The following is a 25446-nucleotide window of genomic DNA, read 5'->3' as shown; positions in this document are numbered from 1 at the left end:
TAGGCACGCCGCCAGCGTTCGTCCTGAGCCAGGATCAAACTCTCCAATAAAGTTGAGTTGATTCTAAACTTCAAAACAGTTTTGCTTGGCTAGTGTTTGTTTCACTAAACGTTTATTGTTCAGTTTTCAAAGAGCATTTCTAGTTTACTACTCCGAATTACTAGTATCAGCACCTCGAAGCAGCGACCTTTTTAATTTACCACAAAACCTTCGAACAGATCAAGTGGTATTTTTTTCATCGTCTCCGCAAACCAACTGGTCAGAAGGGACATTTACTAATCTAGCATCTTGCCGTATATAAAGTCAATACTTTTTTTAATTTTATTCTCGAGAACAGAATCCTTGTTCTTCTACCACTTTGTCATTCATTCGGACAGGAACGGATTGAATAAATGAACGCCTTAACATTTTATCCAACAGTAACCCTAAATTAATTCGACTATCTGTAATCTCGGGATGTCTTTTCAATTCTTCGTAAGTCCACGGTTTGTTTTGCGTATTGATGATATCTGTGATGAGGCATGTGGCTTCTTTCATCTTGGACATGATTTGAAACTCAATCGGGAGTAAAAGCAATTCCATCCGCTTCTCAAGCGGTTCTGAACCCGCAATTAATTCCTCATATAATTTGTAGATGGTTGGCTCTAGCCGTTTAACCTGATTCCACAAAACCGCTTCTTGTATTTCTCCAGCCTCGATGACTACCAGCCTTGCCCAACCATTCAAAGCTTTAAGAACAGCTTGAAACGCATCCATGGTGTGATTCTGGTGCAGCAATTCCTTCGCTTCCAGAAAGTATTGAAGAAACACGGAATACTCTTCGCAAATACGACGCTTTCTCATCTGATGAGATAAACGGGTTAAACGATCCCGATTGCTTCTGAGATAATCATGTTGATCGAAAATAACTTCTCCCTGTCTCAATAACGAGTAGAGATAATGATCGGTACCTTGCAAAGAGAGTTGCTCAAGGTGCCATTGATGAATTCGATGCTCGACGACAATCTGATCTTGGCAAATCAAGTAGCTTGTCTCCCATTTTTCCCCTGGCTGGTTTAGAACAATCAGATAGATAAGGTTCTTCCCTTCATGAACCAAGCTGCTATCCTCTCTGTTATCCAGCAGTAAAACGGACAGAACATGTTGTTGCCGCAGGATGTTCTCTTGATATTTTTGCAACTCTTGGTTCAAGCGGGTACACCCCCTTATCAGTGTTTACGCTTATGGATTCTACGTGAAGCGAATTCTTCCTGCCTCCTTAAGCACTTGATGAACAATCATCCGGCTCTGCTTTTCTATCAAATTATGCTATAATTACCAGTTAGGAGGAATGCGTCGATGAAAAACTACAATCGAATCAGTAAAATTAAACGGATGCGTACATGGGCGAACTGGAATATGATCATCGGTATTTTCTGTATGTATGCGGGCTATTTTTTGGTTAAAGGCAACGTGGTTTCCTGGCTAAACAACAATTATCTGTTCATGGCTATTCTTCTCATCATCGGATTTATTCTCATGATCATCAGTACCGTTTTGTTTATGATTTCTGGAATGGTTTCCACTTCGGCTCCTCAAGCTGAATGTCCCTCTTGTAAGAAGGTAACAAAAATGATGGGAAAACAAGACGCGTGCATGTTCTGCGGACAGCCATTAGAACTAAGCGACGCTTCCCCAACTTCAACCATTGATGCGAAATAAAACAACAAACCACCTACCATTGAGCGGCAGGTGGTATTTTTATGGACTATTTTAACGCAAGTTCTCTTTGATTACTTCCCAGACCTCAGGATTTTCGAAGCCGCGACGCCATGCTGCATAACCAGCCAGATCATATTGCTCGACAAGTTGCATCCGGCTTTTAATCGAGGTTTGATCCTCTAGCCACACTTTATAAGTGGCACCGTCTTTAGGGTCTTTGAAGCTCGCGAACATTTGACCCGTCTCCGGATCCAGCTGTGGCTTAACTCCCTTGTCTTTTAACCATTGATCGACTTTTGCCATGGAGTAAGCCTTGGAGCTTACCTTGATTGTTCCATCAGCCTGGGTCTCTTCTTTCCATAAGCGTGTGTAAAATGGAATTCCGAGAAGAAGCTTTTTCTTCGGCACTTCTTTCAAAGTTTCTTTCAGCGAATTCTCCGTCCACGGCAGTGAAGCGACAGAACCTGCTTTCGGACTGGAAGCCCAGTGTTCGTCATAAGTCATAACGGCTATATAATCTACCACACTAGCTAGGGCCGCGCGATCATAGAACTGGGACCATCTGTCACTACTCGAGATTGTGGTGACGTCCATTGAAACCGTCAAGTGTTGTTCATGCGCGTAAGGAGTGAGTTCACGGACGAATTGAACCAAGAATCCCTTGTCTTTTAGATACACATTCTCAATATCTAGATTGATCCCATCCAACTTATACATTCGGGCATACTGCAAGATCTGCCCGATAAACTTTTCGCGTAAACGGAAATCACTCAGAACAGCATGCGTATAATCAGGGTTAAATCCGTTAGAAACTAATCCCCATACCTTATAGCCTTTTCCATGTGCCCATTTTACATATCCCAAATCTGCTTTATTCCCCAGATTCGCTTGATCATCCAAAAGTTCAAACCAAGTCGGTGAGACTACTTGAATTCCCTGGAGTGCGGGGATTTGTTTCGTATCCGGGTTTTTCTGCGAGACTTGCTCCCAGACCAAACCAATCCGTTCTCCAAGCGGTTTCCAAGGGGTAACGTTTGGAGATTCCGGCATATGTAAAGCGACCTTTCGAATATCAGTCAAGGCGATGGACTCTTTGGGCAAATAACCCACGATCCCATCTGACGTCTGAACGTAATACCACCCCTGATCTTCTCGAATGATATCTACGGTAGAATCCTTCGCAAGATCGGCAACAATCGCCTCTTTAATAGAAGCTCCCTCACGCAACGGTATGGTTGGATCTTTGCTATCACCAGTGAATATCTTTCCTTGTTGAATCGCATCTCCGTTTTTCTCAAAGGAAATCACTTGCGTCTGCTCGTTTACTTTCATAGCAAATGGATACAAATGCTCCAGAGGACTGTAAGGTACATATCGCTTCCCATCCACGTCCTGTACAGGCACCCGCAAATTCACAGGGGTTTTGTTCAAAAAAGCCTGCAGCTTATCGCTCTCCATACGGAGGACTTTATCTTGAGTGGTAACAATAACTGATTTGGTTGGTTCATCCCAAAAAATCGAAGGATCTATATTGGCTTTTAGAAAGTCAAATGGCACAAGAATTTGATCATTCTGAACCAAATAAGAATCCGGGTAGACATTCCCTTGATAAAGAATGACATGATCTCGACCAGCAAACGGCTTCACATGTTCAGTGGAAGGTCGTGTAAAGAGATACCATCCTCCTGTGGCAACCATTACCAACAGGATCAGGAACAATAAGGCAAAGCCTGATCGTCGTCTCTTTCTTACACGAGGGGAACGGTTAAAAGCAACTTCCATAAATACACCCCGCTGACTTTTTTGACACTTATTTGATGATATAGTAGGCTTTGCATTTCTACAACCTTCTGAATATATTTTCCATTTTATATACACAAAGTGGTCATGAAAAAAGCCATTTCTCCACGATATTCGCAGACAAATGGCTTCTTCAGCAGTTCACCTTGCTGATTTTATTGAGCTTGTTTGGTTTGGCAATCCTCGCAGATTCCATACACTTCCATCCGATGTCCTGTAATCTTGAATCCTGTAGCTTTACCCGCATCTTCTTCCACACCTTGCAAATACGGGTGGTGAAAGTCATGAATCGAACCGCAATCCGAACAAATAATGTGATAATGCTCTTCCATCGTATTGGCGTCAAAACGACTGGAAGCATCACCATATGTCAATTCACGTACCAACCCTGCTTCTTTAAAGACGCGCAGGTTGTTGTATACGGTGGCCACGCTCATATTAGGGAACTTACCTTCCAAGGCTTTATAAATCTCATCAGCTGTTGGATGAGTCATGGAATCAAGTAGGTATGCTAATATGGCATGACGCTGAGGAGTCATTCGTACCCCTGTATTTTTGAGGACTTCTACGGCCTTCTCTACACGTTGTGACATCGTCATGCACCTCACTTTCTAAACATGGTTGCTTCTTAATTAGTATTCTAACTAATAACAAGAATTTTATTAGAATTGTTATAAACAAGTGTAAGGTGAATGAGAAACTATGTCAATTACCTATGATTTCTTTTTTGCTTCCGCTTTCGCATAATGGCACTCCGTTTGCAAAGGACATTCGTTGCATTTCGGATTCCGCGCACTGCAGATACGACGACCATGCCAAATCAACCAGTGATGGGCATCCGTCCATTTTTCCTTAGGAATACGCTTCATTAGTTGCTGCTCAGTTTCATCCACAGTATCACTCTGTGCCAACCCAAGGCGATTTCCTACGCGGAACACATGCGTGTCAACTGCAATAGCTGGAACGCCAAACGCATTGGACAAAACGACATTCGCTGTCTTGCGTCCAACTCCGGGTAAAGCTTCTAATTCTTTATGGGTTTGGGGTACTTCTCCGTTATATTTTTCATAAAGAATTCGGCAGGTTTCCAAAATGTTTTTGCTCTTGCTTTTGAACAAGCCAAGACCTTTAATTTCTTCTTCCAACTCGGGCTGCGTAAGATGAATATACTCTTCCGGCTTATTATATTTAGAAAATAACGAAGCTGTAATTTCATTGACCCGTTTATCCGTGCATTGAGCAGATAGGATGGTGGCAATCAAAAGCTCGAAAGGAGTTGTGTAGTTTAGTTCGCAATGAGCATCGGGATAAAGTGTCTGCAACTGATTCAATATCTCTTCTGTGTTCACTCGTTTCAAGCGTTTTGCCGTTTTTTTAGTTTGTGGCATCTTCCCGATTCTACTCCTTTCTCTCTCAACGTTTATTGCGTGTTCATTTAACTTCTTGATCGTACAAAGAAAATTTGGCGATGCCAAGACGTATCAACTTAAAAAGAAGAGGTCATCTTATTGACCCCTTCGCTTGGTATAGATATATTTGATCGAGTTATTCCTGATGGAGCGTCTGTTCATCCGCTCCCACTTGGTGATTGATGTAGCGCGCCGCCACAAACAAGTAATCTGAGAGTCGATTCAGGTATTTGATACTCACTGGATTAATCGGTTCCTGTTCCGTGATTTGCACCGTTCTTCGTTCTGCCCTGCGAGCGATAGTCCGGGCAATATGCATTGCGGCAGCAGCCGGATGTCCCCCTGGTAAAATAAAGTTGGTCAAGGGTGGGAGGCTCGCATCCAAGAGATCGATCTGTTTCTCCAAATACGTGACATCATCTTCCACGATGGGCCAGCCTACCTGCTTGCCTTGCGGAGTTGCCAACTCGGCTCCAATATGGAACAGCTTAGTCTGAATGATATGAAACGTCTTCTGCAGTTCTGCCCATTCCTCTCCCGCTGGCAAATGCGAAAGCGCATATCCAATGGAAGAATTAGCCTCATCGCAAGTCCCATACGCTTCTACTCTTGGAGAGTATTTCGGAACTCGGTCACCATAAACGAGTGAAGTTTCACCTTTATCGCCAGATTTCGTGTAAATCTTCATGACTATCCCCTTCCCTGTCCCCCAAATCCTTATTTCCCCGGAAATCGACAAGCTACACAGCTTCCGCAACAATAATCAGCTCTGAGCTTTTCTGATCGAATGACGCTTTGTCAAAAGAACCAAATCGTTGAACGACCTTAAATCCGTTCAAGCGAAGCAAATGGTGCAGCTCAGCCGGGAAAATATACCGCAGAGTAAATCGGCCTACGATTTTCTCCTGTACGACACCTTCTGGGCTTAGCCGCTCATATGTACGCGTCACTTCCGAAAGTTGTTGGAAATGATCATACAATGTATAGTCCCACATCGCCACTTGTTCTCCTGATTCAAGCGGAAACATGCCGCGCAAGGACATTTTTTCACTTTCTTCGTAAAGATGTTCAATTTTCGGCACAAAGACGTTCATGACGAGCTTGCCGCCGGGTTGCAAATGCTGACGAACGCATCCTAACGCCTTCATTTGGTCTTGTATGTAAAGCAAATGAAGAAAAGAACGAAACGGAATCATCACCAGATCAAACTTCTTCTGCAGGTCGAACTTGCGCATATCCCCGTGCACAAGCGTAAGCTGGTCACTGACTCCCGCTTCAACAGCCTTTTGGCTTGCTTTCTCTAGCATTTCAGCGGATAAATCCAAGCCTGTAACGGTTACACCCGCTTGTGCCACAGGGATCGTAATTCGACCGGTTCCGCATGCGAGATCCAGCACTTCGCCCTTGCTTTCCTTGGCCATTTCGAGATAGAACGGAATATCTCCATTCACACCACGTTGTGTAATGTCGTAGTAATCCGCCCATTGATACATGTTTACTGCCATAAAATCCTCCTACACGACCAGCTCTTTAGATTGGAGATACGCCATAACCAACTTGGCAGTATTCTCAAAAGCATCCTTGTGTGTACGCTCGTGAGAATGAGAAGCGTCAATTCCTGGTCCGATCAATCCGTGCGCGACATCATACCCCGCACGAAGCGCCGCACTCGCATCTGACCCATAGAATGGATAAATATCAACCTGATAGTTCAGTCTGTTCTCTTCTGCCAAAGCGACAAAATGTTTCCGCAGTCCGTAGTGGTACGGCCCGGAGGAATCCTTGGCACAAATCGACACACAGTATTCATCGGTTGTCTGGCCGTCCCCAATCGCGCCCATATCGACAGCCACATATTCAACAGTCTCTGTCGGAACACTGGAGTTGCCGCCATATCCGATTTCCTCATTGTTGCTGATCAGGAAATGAGTCGTGAACGGAAGCTGAATATTGGATTCGCCAATCTGTTTCATAATCCCGAGAAGAATCGCCACACTTGCCTTATCATCAAGATGGCGAGATTTGATAAACCCGCTCTCTGTAACTGTCACACGCGGATCAAAGGAAACAAAGTCACCCACTCGAATGCCTAAGGCAAGGGTTTCCGCTTTGTTCGTCACTTTTTCATCCAAACGAACTTCCATCACATTCTCGGTGCGCTCCATTTTTTCCCCTTCACGGCCATAGACGTGCACAGAAGCTTTGGTCGTCAGGATCGTTCCCGTGTAAATACGTCCGTTCCCTGTCTCAATCTGGCAGTACTCCCCTTCAATGGCATTCCACATAAAGCCGCCAATCAAGGCAAGCTTCAACCGGCCATTCGCTTTGATTTCCTTCACCATCGCTCCCAACGTATCCACATGGGCGGTAAGCAGTCGATGCTTCTCCTGATTGATGCCTGGAATGGTTGCGAGAACGGCTCCCTTATTCGTCCGTTTATAGCTTACACCAAGTTTATCCAATTCCTCTTCTACCCAACCCATGACTTTTCCCGTGTTGCCTGATGGGCTCGGGGTATTCGCCAACGCACAAAACGCTTCCACCATGTAATCAATCGGCAACTGACTCATCTATGCATTCTCCTTTACCTATGTATTTTATGTAATTTATAGTTGCTTAACGAATTCAAGAACTTCCTGAACGTGCCCTTTTACTTTTACCTTATTCCAAATACGCGCGATTTTTCCCTCAGCATCAATGACGAAAGTTGTCCGCTCAATGCCCATGTACTCGCGACCGTACATTTTTTTCAGCACCCAAACGCCGTACGCTTCCGCAACCTTGTGATCCGGATCGGCAAGCAGTGTAAATGGCAATTCATGCTTGCTCACAAATCGGTCGTGAGATTTCACATCATCCGGGCTAATACCAAGGACGACCGTATTCAGATTACCGAACTCGGGATGATAGTCTCGAAAATCACATGCTTCTGTCGTGCAGCCTGGCGTCATGTCTTTGGGATAAAAATAGAGCACAATATTCTTCCCACGCAGATTTGCCAGTGAGATTGTTTGATTATTGCTTGCTTCTAATGTAAAATCTGGAGCGATCTGTCCAATTTCAACCATTTGAGAGTCCCTTCCTCCAATTATGAGTTTGTCTTATTTTAACAAACTAAATAGATACACGAAAGATTCAATGCTAGTCCATTGCACACCGCCCAAGAAAACGCTACAATTAAACAATGGATTAATAAAGAATTATAAACTGACGCTAGTAGAATCTGGACGGTGAAAACATTCATGAGAGAGTTTTACAATGTGACAGACCCGGAAGCGCTTAAGTGCCTTGCTATACCAGAACGTGTGAAAATTCTTGAATTATTCGAAGATCTTGAGCCGCGTACCGCTAAACAAATCGCGACAGAACTCGGAGAAAATGCGGCGCGTTTACATTATCATGTGAAAGAATTAGTTCGTGCTGGTTTGCTCGAACAAGTCGACACCCGCGTAAAAGGCTCCATTGTTGAAAAGTATTACCAACCAATCGCTAAAGTCATTTCGGTCAATCTGCGCGTGATGATTGAAGAAAACGCGCAACAGTTTAGTGACATTATGTTCTCACCACTTCGTACCACAGAGAAAGATTTGATGAGAACGTTAAATCAATTCGTAGAAAGCGATGTCGATGTGCGTAAAGAGTATAACGACACATTCGCCTATAATGTCACCGAATTATTTTTGTCCAAAGAAGAACGAAACGCATTTGTACAAGAATATAATGCGCTGATCCAAAAATATAAGGATCTCAAGATCTCCTCTGATCGTCGCAAATTCAAGAGCCTCAACATGCTATTCCCACTTTCTCCACCTGCGCCGACAGATGATAACGACGAACCGTTCATTGATTCGGACGAGCTAGATTAATCACAAGCAGATACAACTGTAGCATTCAAAAAGGAGCAACCCTCACAGGGATTGCTCCTTTTTTCATTTATGCCATATAACGCAGACGCGGAGATAGTTTGATAAAGATCGGATATGCGATTAAAGCGACTATAATTCCTTTTAATAAATTAAATGGCGCGATCGCGTACAAAATAAACGACCACAAGCTATCCATGTGAAGGCTGGCCACTAACGCATCCAGCGACATATGGTAAAGAACCGAATAGGCTGGCATCAACACATAATAATTGGCCACAGACATTACAGCTGTCATCAAGATGGTGCCTCCAAGAAGACCAAGCACAAATCCGCTTTTGCCTCCACGTACACGCTGCAAGGCAACCGTCACTAGAATGAAGCTCGCTCCTGCGATAAAGTTAGCCAATTCCCCCACAAGAAGACCATCTGTATTTTTCAGCAATAAGTGCAGGATGTTTTTAATCAGTTCAATCAGTACCCCGGCAGCGGGACCGAACATCAAACCGCCGATCAGACCTGGCAACGTGCTGAAATCAAGCTTTAAGAAAGTAGGAAAGAGCGGCAGCGGAAATTCCAGATACTGCAGGATAAACGCTACAGCGGCAAACAATGGAATCGCCACCAGCTTTCTTGTTTTGGACAAGTGTCCCGAGTGTACTTGCGTTTGTTGCATGATTACCATCTCCTCAGTTTGTTTTTCCTTCTTTTGAGGAATGGCAACAGATACGCAACACTAGCTACCGGATATCCCAACCACGCAAAAAGCCCCCGAAGTAAAGACTCCGAGGTCATGATGATTGGACGAACCCTATGCATAAGGGTATAGCGAACCAAAGGCTTTTGACTTCCCAAGCCTCATGATCACCATACGCATGCACAAACAAAGCACGTGTACAAACGCACTGTCGTCATCCTTCTCCCATCCAGACTGTACTGTCGGCTCTGGAATCTCACCAGATCCTGCACTCTTGCCTTAACAGCGAGAGGCTCGCGGGCTTACACAAATGTGATCACCGCCGGTCGGGAATTGCACCCTGCCCCGAAGGAATATGTGATTTTCACGAATTCATTATACTTGGGAAGTATGTTTCTTGACAATCATCTGGTAATAATTTTATGATCCGGCTCCGCGGTATTTCTTTACTCCCCAGTTCCAAATCAGCAATCCCAACGCAAAAAAGACGATGCCCATCAACGGTGTCAGCATGGTGAAAAGGTACCAATCCTTCTTGCCCAAGAAATAGGCGGATGGGTAAAGGCCGACAAAGGCAAACGGCAATATCCAGGTAAGAATGAACTTGATCACGTTGTTGTAAACATCAACTGGATAGCGGCCATAGTTCTGGATGTTATAGATCATCGGCGCAATTCCTGTTCGAGAATCGGAGAAAAAGCTGACAGCCGCGATAGCCGTATAAACTCCCGCATAAATCAGAACGCTGCTGATGACCAATCCAATGAACACGAAGACATCATACCAGGCGAACTGCAGATTCAGTCGAATCGCCGCATACCCCATAATAATCAATCCCGTGATCACACCAAAAATGCGGTCCGGCGCAATCGACTCCAAACAAACCTGCGCCAGATTGTGGATCGGACGAGTCAATACTCTGTCCATTTCCCCGCGAATAATATACCGTTCATTAAAATCCCAAAAGCCAAAAAACATCGTAAATACCGCATAAGGCACCAGAAAAAAGCCATAGATAAAGATGATCTCGTCACGAGTCCAGTCCTTCAAGGTGGAAACATGCTGAAAGACCACGAGAATAAACACCAAATTGATCAATTCATTAATGAGGTTCGAGAAAAATTCTCCGATGAAATCAGCGCGGTAGGCTAATCTTGTTTTGAAGTATTGGCTCAGGTAATGGGAAAACAACAAATACACCTGTTTCATCAACTATCCTCCTTGCACCACGAGCTTGTGTCGCGCTTGGTTCCACAATACGGTGATGGGTATTAACAGAACGCCGATCCAAACGAGTTGAAGCAGCAGCACTTGGACTATCTGGGATGCTGGAACCGCTCCAGCGAAAATCATGCTGGGATAGTAGTTGATCGCTTGAAAAGGCAAAAAGTGAAGAATCGATTGAGCCCATCCCGGGAAGAAGCTGATCGGCAGAATGAGACCTGACAATAAGTCAACAACCACCCGCTTTGCCCGCATCATCCCCTCGTTTCGCAAAAAGAAAAACGTAAGCACACCCGTGAGCAAGTTAATTTGGGTATTGATGATAAACGCCATGAGTAGGCTGAAAAGATAGACGCCCCACGTCTGCGCTGACGTCGGAAAATGAACCGGGATAAACAAACTGACGAGAATAATCCCTGGCACGGCGAAAAACAGAAAGCGAAAGATCCCCTCGCCCAACGCCTGCGCCGCTTTCACCGATAAATAGTTATAGGGACGAATCATCTCAATCGCCACTTTTCCTTCACGAACATCCTGGGCGATTTCCTGATCAATATTATTAAAGTAAAAAGCGCGCGACATCCACGAAATCGCTACGTAGGCCGTCATTTGGATCGCAGAAAGATTGGCGAGATTGGATTGATTCCCGTAAATCGCCCCCCACAGAAAATAGTACGCCCCAATGTTAATCCCGTAGATGATGATCCCACTATAGTAATTCACACGGTAAGCTAGCAGAGTCAGAAAACGCATACGGATTAATTCGGCATATAATTTACCCATAGCTGATAACCCCGCTATCGTCCGTACTGTAAATATTGCGCACGATATCTTCCGTACTTGCTTCGGTAATCTTCACATCACTTACATCCAAGCTAGACATCACTGTCGAGAGCAGGAACGGCAGCATCTCCTGGCTACGTTTCAGTTGAACTTTAATCGCGTACTCATTTTCGATCTCAAGCTCGCAAGGAAGATCGTTCAAGACAGCTCGCAGCTGATCCAGTGTCACTTTTTTCTTGAAGGAGAAAATAACCTCAGTTCCATTGCCCCATTTTTCTTTCAGATCGACCAGTTGACCGTCAAAAATTAGTTTGCCCTTGTCCATAACCAGCACCCGTTTACAGAGCGCTTCAATATCGGTCACGTCATGTGTAGTGAGCAGAATCGTCATTTGTTCCGTTTCATTCAGGTTGCGTAAGAAGTCCCGAATTTTTTGTTTGACCAGAACATCCAGTCCTACAGTCGGTTCATCGAGAAACAGCAGGGCAGGCTTATGAATCAATGCGGCCGCGATCTCGCAACGCATCCTTTGTCCCAAGCTCAGCTTACGAACCGGCTGATTGACAAACGAGCCGATATCCAGCTCTTCAATCAGACGATCCAGCCAGATTTTCCCCGCTTCTTCCTCCATTTGATAGACATGTCTTAGCAAGCGAAACGATTCCATCGGCGAGAGATCCCACCATAATTGAGAGCGCTGACCAAACACCACTCCAATGGATTTCACGTATTTCTCCCGCTCCTCATAAGGCACATATCCGTTAATCCGGACATCTCCTCCAGATGGCGTGAGAATCCCTGTCAACATCTTGATTGTGGTTGATTTCCCCGCACCGTTCTCTCCAATCAGCGCGAACATTTCACCTGGCTCTACATCAAACGTGACGCCATCCACTGCTTTGACAGTTTTATATTCACGATTGAACAAGTCACGAAACGCACCTGAAAGGCCAGATCGAGCTTGATGTATACGAAATTCCTTTTGCAACCCTTTTACATGAATCATCAAGGCACTTCCTTTAATGTTATTCAAAAGTATTTAAATAAAGTAACTATTCCCTAGTAAGTGTATATGAGGAACAACCCTTTGGCAAAGACCAAAAATACAACCAACTGCAATAATCAAGTGTGCTATGATAAATGGTGAATGTTTGCAAAGAAAAGAGGTTTGAATATGAATCGGGAAACTTCACAAAAATTATATGAGCAAGCGACGGAAGTTATCGTTGGTGGCGTAAATAGTCCATCCCGCTCCTTCAAAGCAGTTGGCGGCGGTGCCCCTGTCGTCATGGAGCGAGGGCAAGGCGCTTATTTTTGGGATGTGGACGGCAACCAATATATCGATTATTTAGCGGCATACGGCCCAATCATTACAGGACACGCCCACCCGCACATTACCCAAGCGATTACGGAAGCGGCACAGAACGGAACCTTATATGGAACTCCTACCCCATGGGAGATTAAGTTTGCGCAGATGATCCGCGAAGCGATTCCTTCTATGGAACGAATCCGCTTTAACAATTCCGGAACAGAGTCTGTCATGACCTGCATACGTGTCGCGCGGGCCTATACAGCCAAAACCAAAATCATGAAGTTCGCCGGTTGTTATCATGGTCACTCAGACCTCGTACTGGTAGCAGCAGGTTCCGGACCTTCTACCCTCGGAATTCCTGACAGCGCCGGGATTCCACAGAGCATTGCGAACGAAGTCATTACCATTCCATTTAACAATCCAGATACATACACAGAAGCCATGAAGCGTTGGGGCAGTGAAACAGCTGCCATTCTGGTTGAGCCAATTGTCGGCAACTTCGGTATTGTTATGCCAGAGCCGGGATTTTTAGAGCATGTATCCAAATTGGCCAAAGAATACGGCGTTCTCGTGATTTATGATGAAGTGATTACCGCTTTCCGCTTCTGTTACGGCGGAGCGCAGAATTTACTTGGCATCGAACCAGATCTTACAGCACTGGGTAAAATCATTGGCGGAGGTCTCCCAATCGGAGCCTATGGCGGAAAACGCGAAATCATGGAGCAAGTAGCCCCACTTGGACCTGCTTATCAGGCGGGAACCATGGCCGGCAATCCAGCTTCCATTCGCGCAGGAATCGCTTGCCTTGAAGTCTTGAAGCAACCGGGAGTATACGAGGAGCTGGATCGCTTGGGAAGTCTGCTTGAGCAAGGGATCCGTGAAGCAGCCAAGCGTCATCAGATTACAATCCAGCTAAACCGCGTCAAAGGTGCTCTCGCTGTTTATTTCACCGATGAGCCCGTTAAAGATTACGATGGCGCTCAAAAAGCCAATAGCGAAACCTTCGCTACCTTCTTCCGTCTGATGCTGAATGAAGGCATCTGCCTCGCTCCATCCAAATACGAGGCTTGGTTTGTCACGACAGCTCACACGGAAAAAGACATCATTCAAACCATTGAAGCTGTCGATCGTTCCTTTGCGAAAATGAGTCAATAACAGTCGTTTGGACATACTAGCCATAGACCGCACCTAAAGGAGGCTATTACAGTGTCCAAAGGAGAAAAATCGTTTCCGCAAGCTCCCGAAAAAACAATGGATCCCAAAATGAGCTCCAAAACAATGGAAGTTCTAGGATTTCAAAATCCGAGATTAACGGAACATCATAAACCACAGAAAACTCAAGAATAAACATTCATCACCATTTATGCACCCTTTCCGCCTCGAAAGGGTGTTTTTTCATAATAAAAGCTGTTGCTTCGCTTTTTTCCGTTTATGCTTTACTGTGTCAATATCTTGCATAAAGCATACATTATACATACATGACAGAATTTTTATTCAATTTCATTATTTTTACATTTCACGTACGTTTTCTGAATCGAAAAATAAATTACCAAATAATAACGAATGTTAAACTGTTTCAAACATATATAGTTCGGTATTTAGTAAGACTTTGATTATTGTTAAAAAATATTTTCCTTGTATAAAAACGCTTACATTCGTATAATTAACCACTGCGATTCTTGTTCGCATCAAATATTCGTGTTATTCTAATAATACTTTTTATTTTATTGGACTAAAGTGTGTCTAGGGGATTTTTCAAAGAGGAGGTGGAGGGTCAGGATTTTCTGACCGTATCATGCTAAAAAAAGAACACCACGAAATTATCGAGCAGTTTCAAGGGTACCAAGCCATCGAACATGACAGTTGCGGAATCATCTGTATCGTTGAAAAAACAGGGAAACCCTCTCGAAAAAACCTGGACGAAACCATCCGCTCTTTGATTCAAATGGAGCATCGCTCCGGATTTATTGACGGTGAAGGAGACGGGGTTGGCGTATTAACGGATATTCCACGAATCTTGTGGAGTCAATACCTGCATCACGCAGGACTGAACGGCGATATGGCATTCAGCCAACAGTTCGCGGTCGCTCATATCTTTGTACCACGCCAAGGTCATGATGAACAGGAAGTAAAAGCAAATATCCGTACGCTCTTGGGTCATCATCAATTCTCCATTTTGCTGGAGCGTGAAAATCAGGTAAACTCTGATGCTTTAGGCAAAAACGGCAGACAAGACGAACCGAGCTTCTGGCAAATTGCCCTTTTACCGAAACATGAATCCCATTTCACGACTCAAACCGAATATGCGAAGCGGTTGTTTGAAGCACACGTCGCTATTGAAGAGGCGTACAACGTTCATGTCGCTTCCTTAAGTCCATATTCCACCGCCTATAAAGTAATGGGCGCAGCTAATATTTTGCCAAAATATTTCAAAGATTTATACGCTGGCGATTTTGCCACTTCGGTTACAGTCGGACATAATCGTTATTCCACCAACACGTTATCTAACTTCTTCCGAGTACAGCCATTCTCCCTCTTGGGCCACAACGGTGAGATAAATACGATCAGTAAACTTGAAGAAGAAGCCAAGATGCTGGGGGTTCCTTTAGTTTCAGGCGGCAGCGATTCGCAGAACGTAAATCGAGTGATCGAGACTTTCATCCATCGTAATGGGCTGAGTCTTTTTGAAGCGATGGAAGTCGTCTTCCCGCCGATTCACCACGAGATGAAGGGCTTTTCGCAAGAGCTGCAAGATCTGTACGTCTACCTTCGTCAGACTTGGGGACACTTTGCTCAAGGACCTGCAGGGATTGTTTCCCGATACGGCAACGAATGTGTGTTCAGCGTAGACTCTTTGGGTTTACGTCCACTTTGGATGGTGGAGAGTGAAGCTTCTCTCTACTTCTCTTCCGAACAAGGCGTCATCACTGTTCGTGAAATGTTAAGTGAACCAAAATCCATTGCTCCTGGAGAAAAAGTAGGAATTACATTGTCTCCTAATCAGCCGATTACAGTTGTCTACCATCACGAGCTGCAACAGATCGTCCTGGAACGCTTCAAGCATAAAGCGGCTTTCGCCGGAGCGAACCATCACCTGCATTTTTCCTACGAAGCGGACTCCTGTGTGGGTGAACCGGATATGGCGGAACCTACTACCTCCGTATTCAGCGCTTTTGGCTGGGATCGCGAGCAAATTCAATTGATTGAGCAAATGTCTACGAACGGCGCTGAGCCAATTCGTTCATTGGGTTATGACGGACCGCTTGCGGCAATCTCCAAGGAGCGGCAAAACCTCGCTGATTTTATCAAAGAGAGCGTAGCCGTTGTGACGAACCCGGCAATTGACCGTGAGCGTGAGATTGAGCATTTCTCTACTCGCGTGATTATTGGCCCTCGCGCAGCTTTTGCGGCGAAAGAAACAACCAGTAAACGAGTGGAGCTGCCATCGCCCATTTTGTTAGAAGGTCAATCACTGCAACAGCTGGCTAGCGATCACGGAACCTTTACCCTTGAGCAGTTAATCATGCTGTTTAATGATAATCCAAGCAGTATCGCCATTCTGAGCACGCATTTTTCGGAAACAGAAGGAATGGCGCAAGCATTGGATCGTCTGGCCACTGAGGCGCTTCAGGCTGTAAAGAACGGTGCCCTGCTCCTCTTACTGGATGATACCCAAACTCACCGTGATGGGCTCTATTGGATTGATCCGTTACTGGCAACGTCCGCTATCGATCAGGCGTTAAAGGCGGCCGCTGATGATTCTGGTATAAGCTATCGCCGCAAATGCAGCATCATCCTGCGCTCTGGCGCCATTCGCTCGCTTCATGACGTATGTCTCCTGCTTGGTTCAGGTGCGGATGCTCTCTCTCCTTACGTCATGTTCGCTACGGTATTCGCCAAGAATCAAGTCAAGTCTGTCGCGAATCTGTACAGCGCCTTAAGTAAAGGCGTAGAAAAAGTGATATCCACCATCGGAATCCATGAGCTTCGCGGCTATGGTCGCCTGTTTGCTTCTATTGGGTTAGGTCAAGAGGTGGCTGACAAACTGTCCATTGTAAACTTCTGCGGTTCGGATCAAGCGGGTACTTCCTTCTCTAATCTGGAAGCGGACAGCAAACAACGAGCTCTTGATTTTGCCGATGAAAAAGCCCGAGAAGCCAAAACGTTCCACATCTTCCCTCGACTTTGGAAGCTGATTGGGCAAATCGCGGCTGGTGAGATTCCGTATGCCGATTATGCTTTGAAGCTGGAAGAGACAGAGAAAGACAACCCGATTGCAATTCGACACCTAACCGATTTTGCGATTGATAAGGATTCCGAAATTGATCCCGCTACGGTCAATATTGGCGTCGGCGACCACTCCTTGCCGTTTTTGATTTCGTCCATGTCGTTTGGTTCGCAAAACGAAACGGCCTTCCGCGCGTACGCTGAAGCAGCCGATCAGTTGAACATGATCAGCATGAATGGCGAGGGTGGCGAAATCAAGGATATGCTCGGCAAATATCCTCGGACACGCGGTATACAAATCGCGTCTGGACGCTTTGGTGTCAATGTTGAGTTAGCCAATTCTTCTTACCTCCTGGAGATCAAAATTGGTCAAGGCGCAAAGCCAGGAGAAGGCGGACACTTGCCAGGCTCCAAAGTTACCGCCAAGATCGCGGCTGCCCGTAATGCGACAATCGGCTCTGACTTGATTTCACCATCCAACAATCACGATATTTATTCGATTGAAGATTTGGCGCAAATGATTACCGAGCTTAAAACGGCCAATCATCAAGCCAAAGTCTGTGTCAAAGTGCCAATCGTCCCCAACATCGGAACAATCGCCGTAGGTATCGCCAAAGCAGGCGCTGACTACATTACTCTCTCCGGCTTCGATGGTGGTACAGGTGCTGCCCGTATCCACGCCTTGCAGCACGTCGGCTTACCAGCTGAAATCGGGGTCAAAGCGGCTCACAACGCCCTTCTTGAAGCAGGACTGCGTCATAAAGTAGAGATTTGGGCTGACGGCGGTGTGAAAAGTGCCGCTGACGTCGTGAAATTAATGCTGCTGGGCGCTAACCGTATAGGATTTGCGACTTTGGCCATGATCGCCGTCGGTTGTACAACATGTCGTGGCTGCCATTTGGATACGTGTCATGTGGGTATCGCCACCCAGATTGACAACATGGAAGAAGCTCACGAAAAAGGCCTGCGTCGCTTCGTTCCTCGTCAACTTGATCTGGCAGTAAACGGCTTGAAGCAGTTCTTCAACATGTTCGGTGTAGAGGTTCAACGAATTACGGCAAAGCTTGGTTTCACGAATGCTCAAGAATTGGTGGGTCGATCCGATCTACTGGTGCAGGCGCGTGGTCAAGAGCAAATGGATTTGACCGCTTTGTTGACGGTTCATCCGCTTGCAGGCAGTGTTTCTTTTGCCGATTATGCCGAGCAAGAAGCCCGTGTGCTTGTTGCGGCTGGCTCAGCCTCTGGAAGCGCCGCTAATTCCTACTTCAATGAAAACGGACCTATTCAAAAAACCTTCACCGGTATTCTGTCAGGAGAGCGAGTTCTGGGTAGCCGTTGGTCCGGCGCGAGAGTAGAGAACCATCTAGACGGAAGCTACATCCATCTTCCAGAGGTTTCCCTCAACTTTATGGCGGGAAGTGTCCCTGGTAATGGACTTGCCGCTTACAACGCACAGGGCGTCAAAATCCGAGTACAAGGCGGAGGGCAGGACGGCGTTGGTAAAACCGGCTTCGGGGGACGTGTCTCCATCTTGAAAGAAAAAGGCAAAAACGGTGCCTACATCAACGGCTCCGTCGGCAAAAGCTTCTGCTACGGCGCACAAAAAGGCTTGTTCATCGTTCAAGGCAACGCCGATTCCCGCGCGTGTATCCGCCTCTCTGGCGCAGATGTCGTATTCGGCGGTGAACTTCGCGGCCCGATCCGTGATGAACTGGGTGGTATCGGTTCACGAGCCAATATCAAAGGATTTGCCTTTGAATACATGACGAATGGTCGTGCGGTTGTACTGGGTGATCCAGGTCCATGGATTTGTGCGGGGATGACAGGCGGTGTGGTGTATGTTCGCCTCCAGCCAGAGCTGGGCTTTGATCAAACCGCTCTACAACGTCGGATTGCCAAAGGAGCTAAGGTATTCCTTTACAACCTAGATGCGCAAGGAGTCGGAGACGTTCAAGAGTTGTTGACCGCGTATAAAGAAGAGCTGTTAGCAACGGAGCAATACGAAACAGCCGCACGCGTACAGAAGTTAATGGACAATCCAGTTGACAACTTCATTATGATTTCCCCGCGTAAAGAGCAAGCGGATCCGTCCGTTTCTACGGAATAAGAGCATCTAAAAGCGGTGAACAGCATATCCATGAAGAAGCCAGCCACTTTATGTCGAGTAAAGCGGCTGGCTTCGTTTGCGATTATTTCTGACCCTCTATCAAATTTCTTGCCCATTAAGCAGCAAATGATTTTATAATATCAGGTGAAACTTATATTAGCCTGTTTCGTATGTATAGCTATAGGTTATCCATATGCTAAACGGAGCAATCTTGTACTGGAGACAATCATTTCGATGATTCCTATACGTTAAGGAGGTAATACGATGTTTTTTCATCCAATGGACTTCTTGATCCTTATTGCGTTTGGTCTGTCAATTTGGGCTCAATTCCGTGTAAAAGGGACGTTCAATCGTTACGTAGAGGTACCTGTCTCTACAGGAATTACCGGAGCTGAGGCAGCGCGACGGATGTTGGATGCCAACGGGTTATCTCATATCCCTGTTCAGCACATCCCAGGCACTTTGACTGACCACTACGACCCGCTCGAAAAAGCCGTGCGATTGTCTGATCCAGTTTACTTCGGAAACTCTATTTCTTCCGTCTCAGTCGCTTGTCACGAAGTCGGCCATGCCATCCAGCATAAAGTCTCTTATCCAATGCTCGTTGCTCGTCACTATATTTTCCCGGTGGTGAACTTCTCGTCTGGGGTAGCACCACTGTTGCTTATTGGAGGTTTTATCTTCCACTGGGCGAACCTGATTCTTTTAGGAATTATCTTTTTCAGTGCTGCGGTAGCCTTCCAGCTCATCACGCTTCCAGTTGAGTTCAACGCGAGCAGCAGAGCCAAAACCTTGATGGTACAGATGGGCTTTATCCGCAACTATGAAGAAGAGGGCGTTCGCAAAGTATTGGGTGCCGCCGCTTTGACCTATGTAGCGGCTGCTTTGATCTCTCTTCTCGAATTACTTAAGTATGTCATGATCTTCTCCAGCTCCAGAGACGACGATTAATCTTTATAGTCCCTAAACCAAAGAGCAGAACTCCTGACGTCAGGGTTCTGCTCTTTTTCATCACTTATCAGTTGACATAGTAGGGTACAATTAATGGTATCATTCCATCTTGGGAGGTCCCCATATGAACATTGGTATTATTGGCCTTGGCAGTATGGGTAGTATGCTGGTCAAGGGGTTTAGTAAAAGCCGTGTTGTTTCCCCTTCCCAGCTTTATGCCTATAATCGAACGACTGCCAAGAGTCATCAACTGAATCAAGAATACCCCTTTACGGTTTGCGAAGAGATGAAGACCCTCTGTGCGCAAGCCGATCTTATTTTTATCTGTACCAAGCCACTTGATATCTATCCCGTTTTACAAGAAATCAAAAGGCTGGTTTCAAACTCTGCGCATCTGGTGTCCGTAGCAGCGGGTGTAAGTTTGGACGACTTAGCTTCCGTCTATGATGGCCCTGTTTCTAAGGTCATTCCCACTGTAACCTCGCAGGAGCTTCATGGAGTAAGCCTGTTTGCTTGTCATGAGCGGGTTTCTGATCAGCAACACGATGACCTGGTTAAACTACTGAATGCGATAGGAGAAGCACAGGAGATTTCCGAATCGGCTATTGAGACGGCAACGATTCTGACCAGTAGCGGCCCTGGATTGATTGCGGGCATTATGGAACAATTCGCCCAGGCTGCCTTTCGTCAAACCCCTGAATTCGCGTTAGATACATACCGTCATATGCTGGTGGAAACCTTGCTGGGGACAGCAACACTCCTTAAAAACAAACAGCTCAGCTTTGACCAGTGTATCGAACAGGTGGCAACCAAGGGAGGCATTACAGAAGAGGGGCTGGGCGTATTAGGACGCACGCTGCCTCAAGCATTCGACGAATTGCTCAAGATGACTGAATCTAAGCATGCGCTGTTAAAAGAAAAGGTCAAAGAGCAATTCAAACCATAATCATCACCCCGTTGCATAATCAAAAATAGGCTGCATGATGTTTTTAGACATAACTAGATGCAAGGAAGGAAGATACAGATGATCATCGGATGGATCGGTTTAGGCAATATGGGAGTCCCCATGGCTTCCAATCTGATTCGGGCAGGATACGAGGTTTATGTCTATAACCGTACGAAATCGAAAGCTGAACCTCTTCTTGAGCTGGGGGCTCACATGGTTGAGCAGCCTGACCAGCTTTATCGTACGTGTGATGTTGTCATTACGATGGTAAGTGACGATCAGGCAGTAAAAGAAATCTATGATGGGGAAAACTCCTTCCTGAAAACCGCCGAACCAGGCAAAATCGCGATTGATATGAGTACAGTTTCACCTGATACTTCAAAGACACTCGCCAACCTGTGCGCCGCGCGTGGAGTCTCCTTCCTCGATGCTCCCGTTTCAGGTAGTGTGCAGCCTGCGAAAGAAGGCAATCTGATCGTGATGGTGGGAGGCGAGGAGCAAACCTTCCAGAAAGCCAAGCCGATTTTTGAGGTTCTGGGCAAAATGGCGCTTCACCTTGGTGAAAATGGCGCTGGAAGCAATGCGAAGCTTGCGATCAATCTTCTGCTTGCGATCACCGTGGAGGGTCTGGCTGAAACCGTTCTGTTTGCTGAGCAGCGTGGGATTCAAAAGGAGGACATGCTTTCGATTATCACGGAAAGTGCGGTAGGAACGCCGATCGCCCGCATGAAGCAACCCTCCATTATGGCTGAGGAGTTCCCGGCTGCATTCGCTCTCAAGCACATGGCCAAAGATTTGCGGCTTGCCCAAGAGGCTGGCGCATCCCTCCCAATTGCTGAGACGGTCACTGGCACCTATCAGACTGCTTTGAAGGAAGGCTTGGGAGATCTGGATGTGATGGCTATTTTTAAGTTTTTAGGGAGATAAGAAAAGACATCGTCCCTCTATGCTCTGTGGAAGTTCGCAAAGAATTAGAAAAGTCCGCTCTCTCAATCCGAAAGGGAGTCACCAAACGCTTTGCGCCCCTGCGGGGTTGGGTGGCGACTCTTATCCCTTTCTCCTTTCCTTCACTAGGCTTCACTTCCAAGGAGGCTACGAGCGGACGATATCTTTTCTTTAGTGGGCTTACGCGAAAGGAAGGAAAGCAAAATAACTTCATCTTTGTAAAGTTATTTTGCTTTCCGATATTATTCAAAAACAAAGCGGTCTGTTAGCCCATGATGAGCTAACAGACCACTTTTCTTTTTTCAATGAAAATCATTTTCCCCGACATGCTCGATTTTGGGCAGGCTGTGCCAGACCCAAAGCCCTCCGATAACCAACAAACCGCTTGTCATCCAGAACACGCTGTGCAAATCGAATTTGCTCGCGACCAATCCGCCAGTGACCGGACCCAGCATACTCCCGAAGGAAACGAAGCTGTTGTTATATCCATACACTCGACTGGTCATTTCGCTTGGAGTGGCCTTGCGAAGAAGCGAGTTTACCGAAGGAAGCAATCCTCCTATGCATAACCCTTGAAAGAACCTTAGCGCCACCAGTTGCCACACCGACGTAACCATCGATTGCGGAAAAATAATGATCGCCGCCGTAAACAAGCAGATCAACAGAACCTTCTGGGAGCCAAAACGGTCGCCAAGTTTCCCTAACTGCGGGGCAGCCAGCACGTTAGCAAGTCCCATTGCGGCCGTAACCAGGCCGGCAAAAAAGGCGACTCCTTCACTACTGCCGATCAACCTTTGAACATAAATCGGAAGAACCGGGTTCACACTTAACAGCGCAAATTGGATCATAACTGTCGTAAAGAACAAGGCAGGAAGTGGTTGCGTGGAGAAAATCACTTTGAAATCTTCCCGAATGCTGCTTTGCTCCTTTGGAGGAGGAGGAGTAAAGTCCTCTTTTACAACGAACGTAATAATAACGGTCGCAATTAAAATTAAACAGCCAGTCAGAACAAAAATCATCCGAAATCCAAACGCTTCGGCCAGCAATCCGCCAAAAAACGGACCCATAATCGTTCCGGCCACCGCGGAAGACTGTAGCGTCCCCTGAGCCCACCCGGCTTTCTCCGAAGGAGCACTGGAAGCAATTAAGGCCGTGCTTGCCGGAATTATTCCGCCCACCGTTCCGTTTAGCAGGCGCAGCCCCAAAAGCTGCCAGACACTGCCTGCAAATCCCGTTAAGGCAATGATAAGTGACATGCAATAGCCCGAGCGGAGAATCATGATTTTACGACCATGTTTATCTGCCAGATTGCCCCAGATAGGTGAGACGAGCCCAGCTGTTAAAAAATTCGCCCCAAAAATAATCCCTGCCCACGTCGTTACCTGACCTTGATCAGTGATCCCCAAATCATTCTGGATAAAGAGCGGGAGGAATGGCATCACCATACTCATGGCAACCATCACCAGAAACAGGCATCCGCTGAGTACGTATAAATTCTTTTTCCATTCTTCCATATCAGAGCTCCTTTCTCTCCCCTCTATCAACATCAAGAAGCTGCCTTTTGTCATGTGGCAGCTTCCGTTAATTTATGAGGTTGTTTGTACTTGATTTTGCCCAGAAGTTTGCTCTTCTACCGGAAGAAAGTCCTGTACGCTCCACAAGGAATGGTAAACACCTTTTTGCTCAAGCAGCTCCTCGTGTTTACCCGTTTCGACGATCCGTCCTTCTTTCATCACAATAATCTTATCAACATGCGTGATGGTTGAAAGACGATGCGCCACAATAATCGTCGTTCGTCCTTTTGCCAGAATAGCCAAAGACTCCTGAATCATGTGCTCAGACTCCAAATCAAGCGCTGAGGTCGCTTCATCAAGAATCAGAATTCCCGGATCTTTCAAGAAAACTCTCGCAATCGCGATCCGCTGCTTTTGGCCGCCTGAGAGCTTCACGCCGCGTTCCCCTAATTCCGTTTCGTAGCCCTCCGGCAAGTTCGAGATAAACTCGTGAGCGTTGGCTGCCTCTGCAGCTGCAATCATCGCTCCCTCACCTGCTTCTGGATCGCCCATCAAGATGTTCGCGCGAGCGGACTCGCTAAACAAAATGTTATCCTGCATGACAATCCCGATGTGACTCCGAAGATTCTGTTGCTTTACATCCCGAATATCGACCCCATCAATGAGAATCTGTCCTTCGGTGACGTCCCAAAACCGTGGAAGAAGACTGATCAACGACGATTTGCCGCCACCTGACATCCCGACGAGGGCGATCGTCTGGCCTGGTTCAATCGTCAAATTAATATCGTTTAGCGTATTCTCACCCTCATCCCGATAGCGGAAGGAGACGTGTTTAAATTCGATTTTACCGCGAACCCGATTGGTGGACGGATCCACAGGAAGTTCCGTTGCTCCTGGTTTGTCGACAATATCGTACGCTTCATCCATGAATTCAAACATTCGATCCATGGAAGCGACAGATTGAGTCAACGTGGTAGAAGAGTTAACCATTCGGCGAAGCGGTGTATATAGCCGCTCCAAATAGGCGTAAAACGCAATCAGCGTCCCGATGGTTAAGGAGCCTTGAATCACAGAATAACCGGCAAAACCAATGACCAACAGCGGCGAAATATCCGTTACCGTGTTGACAACCGCAAATGTATTCGCGTTCCAATTTGTTTGCTTTAAGGCCTTTTGCCAAAAGTGCTCATTCTGCTTATTAAACTGCTTGGCTTCGTACTCTTCGATCGCAAAGCTGCGAATAACCGAAATTCCATTCACCCGTTCATGCAAGTGTCCTTGCAGCTGGGCCAAGGCTTGAGAGCGATCCTTGGTCAATTGGCGCAATTTTTTGTAAAAGAATTTGACAGAAACGGCATACAAAGGAAAAACAAGCAGCGAAATGAACGTCAATTTGACATCCATGTACAGCATAATAACAATCGTTAGTGAAATTGTGATGAAATCCAGCCAAATGTTCATCAGGCCTGTTTCGATAAAGCTCCTGGTGGACTCTACATCGTTGATTACACGGGAGATGACCTCGCCTACTTTATGGTTGTTGTAGTATCGCATGGATAGGCGTTGCAGGTGAGCAAACAGTTGATTGCGAACATCGTATAGAATCCGACTGGAAACCCATTGCGCATAATATTGACGATAGTATTCCACTGGTGCGCGAACTACTGTAAACAACACGAGAGCCGCCGCCATCAGCCAGAAAAGCTGATTCAGTTTATCAGCCTGAGGCATATTGCTTGGCAGTAAATCATCGATGACATACTTGATAAAGAGCGGCATCAACAGTGGAATCCCAAACTTCAGAATTCCTATGAAAATTGTAAAAAAAATCTTGCCTGAATAGGGTTTGACAAACGATAAATAGCGTAGGACGCTCTTCATCTCTCCCCTCCTTCTCTACCTACTCAAGTACGTAGGCATCCTATTTGAGCGAAGAACAAACCCTCTCCCATCGAAAAACAGGGAGA

21 protein-coding genes and 1 riboswitch are annotated in these 25446 nt (G+C 46.1%); of the genes, 7 read left to right on the top strand and 14 right to left on the bottom strand.

Going from position 1 to position 25446, the window contains the following annotated elements:
• Positions 1 to 321: 321 nt before the first annotated feature.
• Positions 322 to 1191 (bottom strand): nucleotidyltransferase-like protein, encoded by an 870-nt coding sequence (locus tag ACQCN2_RS18845; protein ID WP_426930484.1) that lies wholly within the window; start codon positions 1189 to 1191, stop codon positions 322 to 324.
• A gap of 147 nt (positions 1192 to 1338) precedes the next feature.
• On the opposite strand from ACQCN2_RS18845, the gene ACQCN2_RS18840 reads away from it, so the two are divergent.
• Complete coding sequence (locus ACQCN2_RS18840; protein ID WP_426930483.1) at positions 1339 to 1701, top strand: DUF2614 family zinc ribbon-containing protein; 363 nt, start codon at positions 1339 to 1341, stop codon at positions 1699 to 1701.
• Between the two features lie 51 nt (positions 1702 to 1752).
• Here ACQCN2_RS18840 and ACQCN2_RS18835 read toward each other — a convergent pair whose 3' ends face one another.
• From ACQCN2_RS18835 to bcp, 7 genes are all read right to left on the bottom strand, one after another.
• Positions 1753 to 3483, bottom strand: coding sequence for a glycosyl hydrolase family 18 protein (locus ACQCN2_RS18835; protein WP_426930482.1), 1731 nt, complete (start codon positions 3481 to 3483; stop codon positions 1753 to 1755).
• Positions 3484 to 3656: 173 nt separating this feature from the next.
• Positions 3657 to 4094, bottom strand: coding sequence for a peroxide-responsive transcriptional repressor PerR (gene perR / locus ACQCN2_RS18830; protein WP_426930481.1), 438 nt, complete (start codon positions 4092 to 4094; stop codon positions 3657 to 3659).
• Between the two features lie 120 nt (positions 4095 to 4214).
• Positions 4215 to 4889 (bottom strand): endonuclease III, encoded by a 675-nt coding sequence (nth, locus tag ACQCN2_RS18825; RefSeq protein WP_426930480.1) that lies wholly within the window; start codon positions 4887 to 4889, stop codon positions 4215 to 4217.
• Positions 4890 to 5046: 157 nt separating this feature from the next.
• On the bottom strand, positions 5047 to 5598 hold the full coding sequence (locus tag ACQCN2_RS18820) for a cob(I)yrinic acid a,c-diamide adenosyltransferase (protein ID WP_426930479.1): 552 nt from the start codon (positions 5596 to 5598) through the stop codon (positions 5047 to 5049).
• 52 nt (positions 5599 to 5650) lie between these two features.
• Entirely contained in the window at positions 5651 to 6415 is a 765-nt protein-coding gene (locus ACQCN2_RS18815) for a class I SAM-dependent methyltransferase (protein ID WP_426930478.1), read from the bottom strand.
• A gap of 9 nt (positions 6416 to 6424) precedes the next feature.
• Entirely contained in the window at positions 6425 to 7480 is a 1056-nt protein-coding gene (locus ACQCN2_RS18810) for a M42 family metallopeptidase (RefSeq protein ID WP_426930477.1), read from the bottom strand.
• Between the two features lie 36 nt (positions 7481 to 7516).
• Positions 7517 to 7978, bottom strand: coding sequence for a thioredoxin-dependent thiol peroxidase (bcp, locus tag ACQCN2_RS18805; RefSeq protein ID WP_426930476.1), 462 nt, complete (start codon positions 7976 to 7978; stop codon positions 7517 to 7519).
• Positions 7979 to 8152: 174 nt separating this feature from the next.
• Between bcp and ACQCN2_RS18800 the strand changes: the two genes are divergently transcribed.
• Positions 8153 to 8776 (top strand): helix-turn-helix domain-containing protein, encoded by a 624-nt coding sequence (locus ACQCN2_RS18800; protein WP_426930475.1) that lies wholly within the window; start codon positions 8153 to 8155, stop codon positions 8774 to 8776.
• Between the two features lie 67 nt (positions 8777 to 8843).
• Here ACQCN2_RS18800 and ACQCN2_RS18795 read toward each other — a convergent pair whose 3' ends face one another.
• The 4 genes from ACQCN2_RS18795 to ACQCN2_RS18780 all read right to left on the bottom strand — a co-directional run bounded on the left by ACQCN2_RS18795 (position 8844) and on the right by ACQCN2_RS18780 (position 12483).
• A complete protein-coding gene (locus tag ACQCN2_RS18795) occupies positions 8844 to 9449 on the bottom strand; it encodes an ECF transporter S component (RefSeq protein ID WP_426930474.1) in 606 nt (201 codons plus the stop codon).
• 234 nt (positions 9450 to 9683) lie between these two features.
• Positions 9684 to 9827, bottom strand: a riboswitch (FMN riboswitch).
• A gap of 63 nt (positions 9828 to 9890) precedes the next feature.
• Complete coding sequence (locus ACQCN2_RS18790; RefSeq protein WP_426930473.1) at positions 9891 to 10679, bottom strand: ABC transporter permease; 789 nt, start codon at positions 10677 to 10679, stop codon at positions 9891 to 9893.
• A gap of 3 nt (positions 10680 to 10682) precedes the next feature.
• Complete coding sequence (locus ACQCN2_RS18785; RefSeq protein ID WP_426930472.1) at positions 10683 to 11477, bottom strand: ABC transporter permease; 795 nt, start codon at positions 11475 to 11477, stop codon at positions 10683 to 10685.
• A complete protein-coding gene (locus ACQCN2_RS18780; RefSeq protein ID WP_426930471.1) occupies positions 11470 to 12483 on the bottom strand; it encodes an ABC transporter ATP-binding protein in 1014 nt (337 codons plus the stop codon). The genes ACQCN2_RS18785 and ACQCN2_RS18780 overlap by 8 nt, the downstream gene beginning before the upstream one ends.
• Positions 12484 to 12651: 168 nt before the next feature.
• Here ACQCN2_RS18780 and ACQCN2_RS18775 point away from each other — a divergent pair, with 168 nt between their 5' ends.
• From ACQCN2_RS18775 to ACQCN2_RS18755, 5 genes are all read left to right on the top strand, one after another.
• Positions 12652 to 13944, top strand: a complete 1293-nt coding sequence (locus tag ACQCN2_RS18775; protein WP_426930470.1) for a glutamate-1-semialdehyde 2,1-aminomutase — start codon at positions 12652 to 12654, stop codon at positions 13942 to 13944.
• 640 nt (positions 13945 to 14584) lie between these two features.
• Positions 14585 to 19123 (top strand): glutamate synthase-related protein, encoded by a 4539-nt coding sequence (locus tag ACQCN2_RS18770; protein WP_426930469.1) that lies wholly within the window; start codon positions 14585 to 14587, stop codon positions 19121 to 19123.
• A 264-nt stretch (positions 19124 to 19387) separates the two neighbouring features.
• Complete coding sequence (locus tag ACQCN2_RS18765) at positions 19388 to 20074, top strand: zinc metallopeptidase (RefSeq protein ID WP_426930468.1); 687 nt, start codon at positions 19388 to 19390, stop codon at positions 20072 to 20074.
• A gap of 124 nt (positions 20075 to 20198) precedes the next feature.
• Entirely contained in the window at positions 20199 to 21020 is an 822-nt protein-coding gene (locus ACQCN2_RS18760; RefSeq protein WP_426930467.1) for a pyrroline-5-carboxylate reductase dimerization domain-containing protein, read from the top strand.
• A gap of 78 nt (positions 21021 to 21098) precedes the next feature.
• Positions 21099 to 21947, top strand: a complete 849-nt coding sequence (locus tag ACQCN2_RS18755; RefSeq protein WP_426930466.1) for an NAD(P)-dependent oxidoreductase — start codon at positions 21099 to 21101, stop codon at positions 21945 to 21947.
• A gap of 320 nt (positions 21948 to 22267) precedes the next feature.
• Here the strand turns inward: ACQCN2_RS18755 and ACQCN2_RS18750 are convergent, their stop codons facing one another.
• Together ACQCN2_RS18750 and ACQCN2_RS18745 are read right to left on the bottom strand one after the other, a co-directional pair.
• Positions 22268 to 23479, bottom strand: coding sequence for an MFS transporter (locus tag ACQCN2_RS18750; protein ID WP_426930465.1), 1212 nt, complete (start codon positions 23477 to 23479; stop codon positions 22268 to 22270).
• Between the two features lie 72 nt (positions 23480 to 23551).
• On the bottom strand, positions 23552 to 25360 hold the full coding sequence (locus ACQCN2_RS18745; protein WP_426930464.1) for an ABC transporter ATP-binding protein: 1809 nt from the start codon (positions 25358 to 25360) through the stop codon (positions 23552 to 23554).
• Positions 25361 to 25446: the final 86 nt, after the last annotated feature.

This window comes from Brevibacillus ginsengisoli (assembly GCF_050113715.1).
In the GTDB taxonomy this organism is placed as follows: Bacteria; Bacillota; Bacilli; order Brevibacillales; family Brevibacillaceae; genus Brevibacillus_H; species Brevibacillus_H ginsengisoli.
Note: the sequence above shows the minus strand (reverse complement) of the source record. Positions and strands in the feature narration are given on the sequence as shown.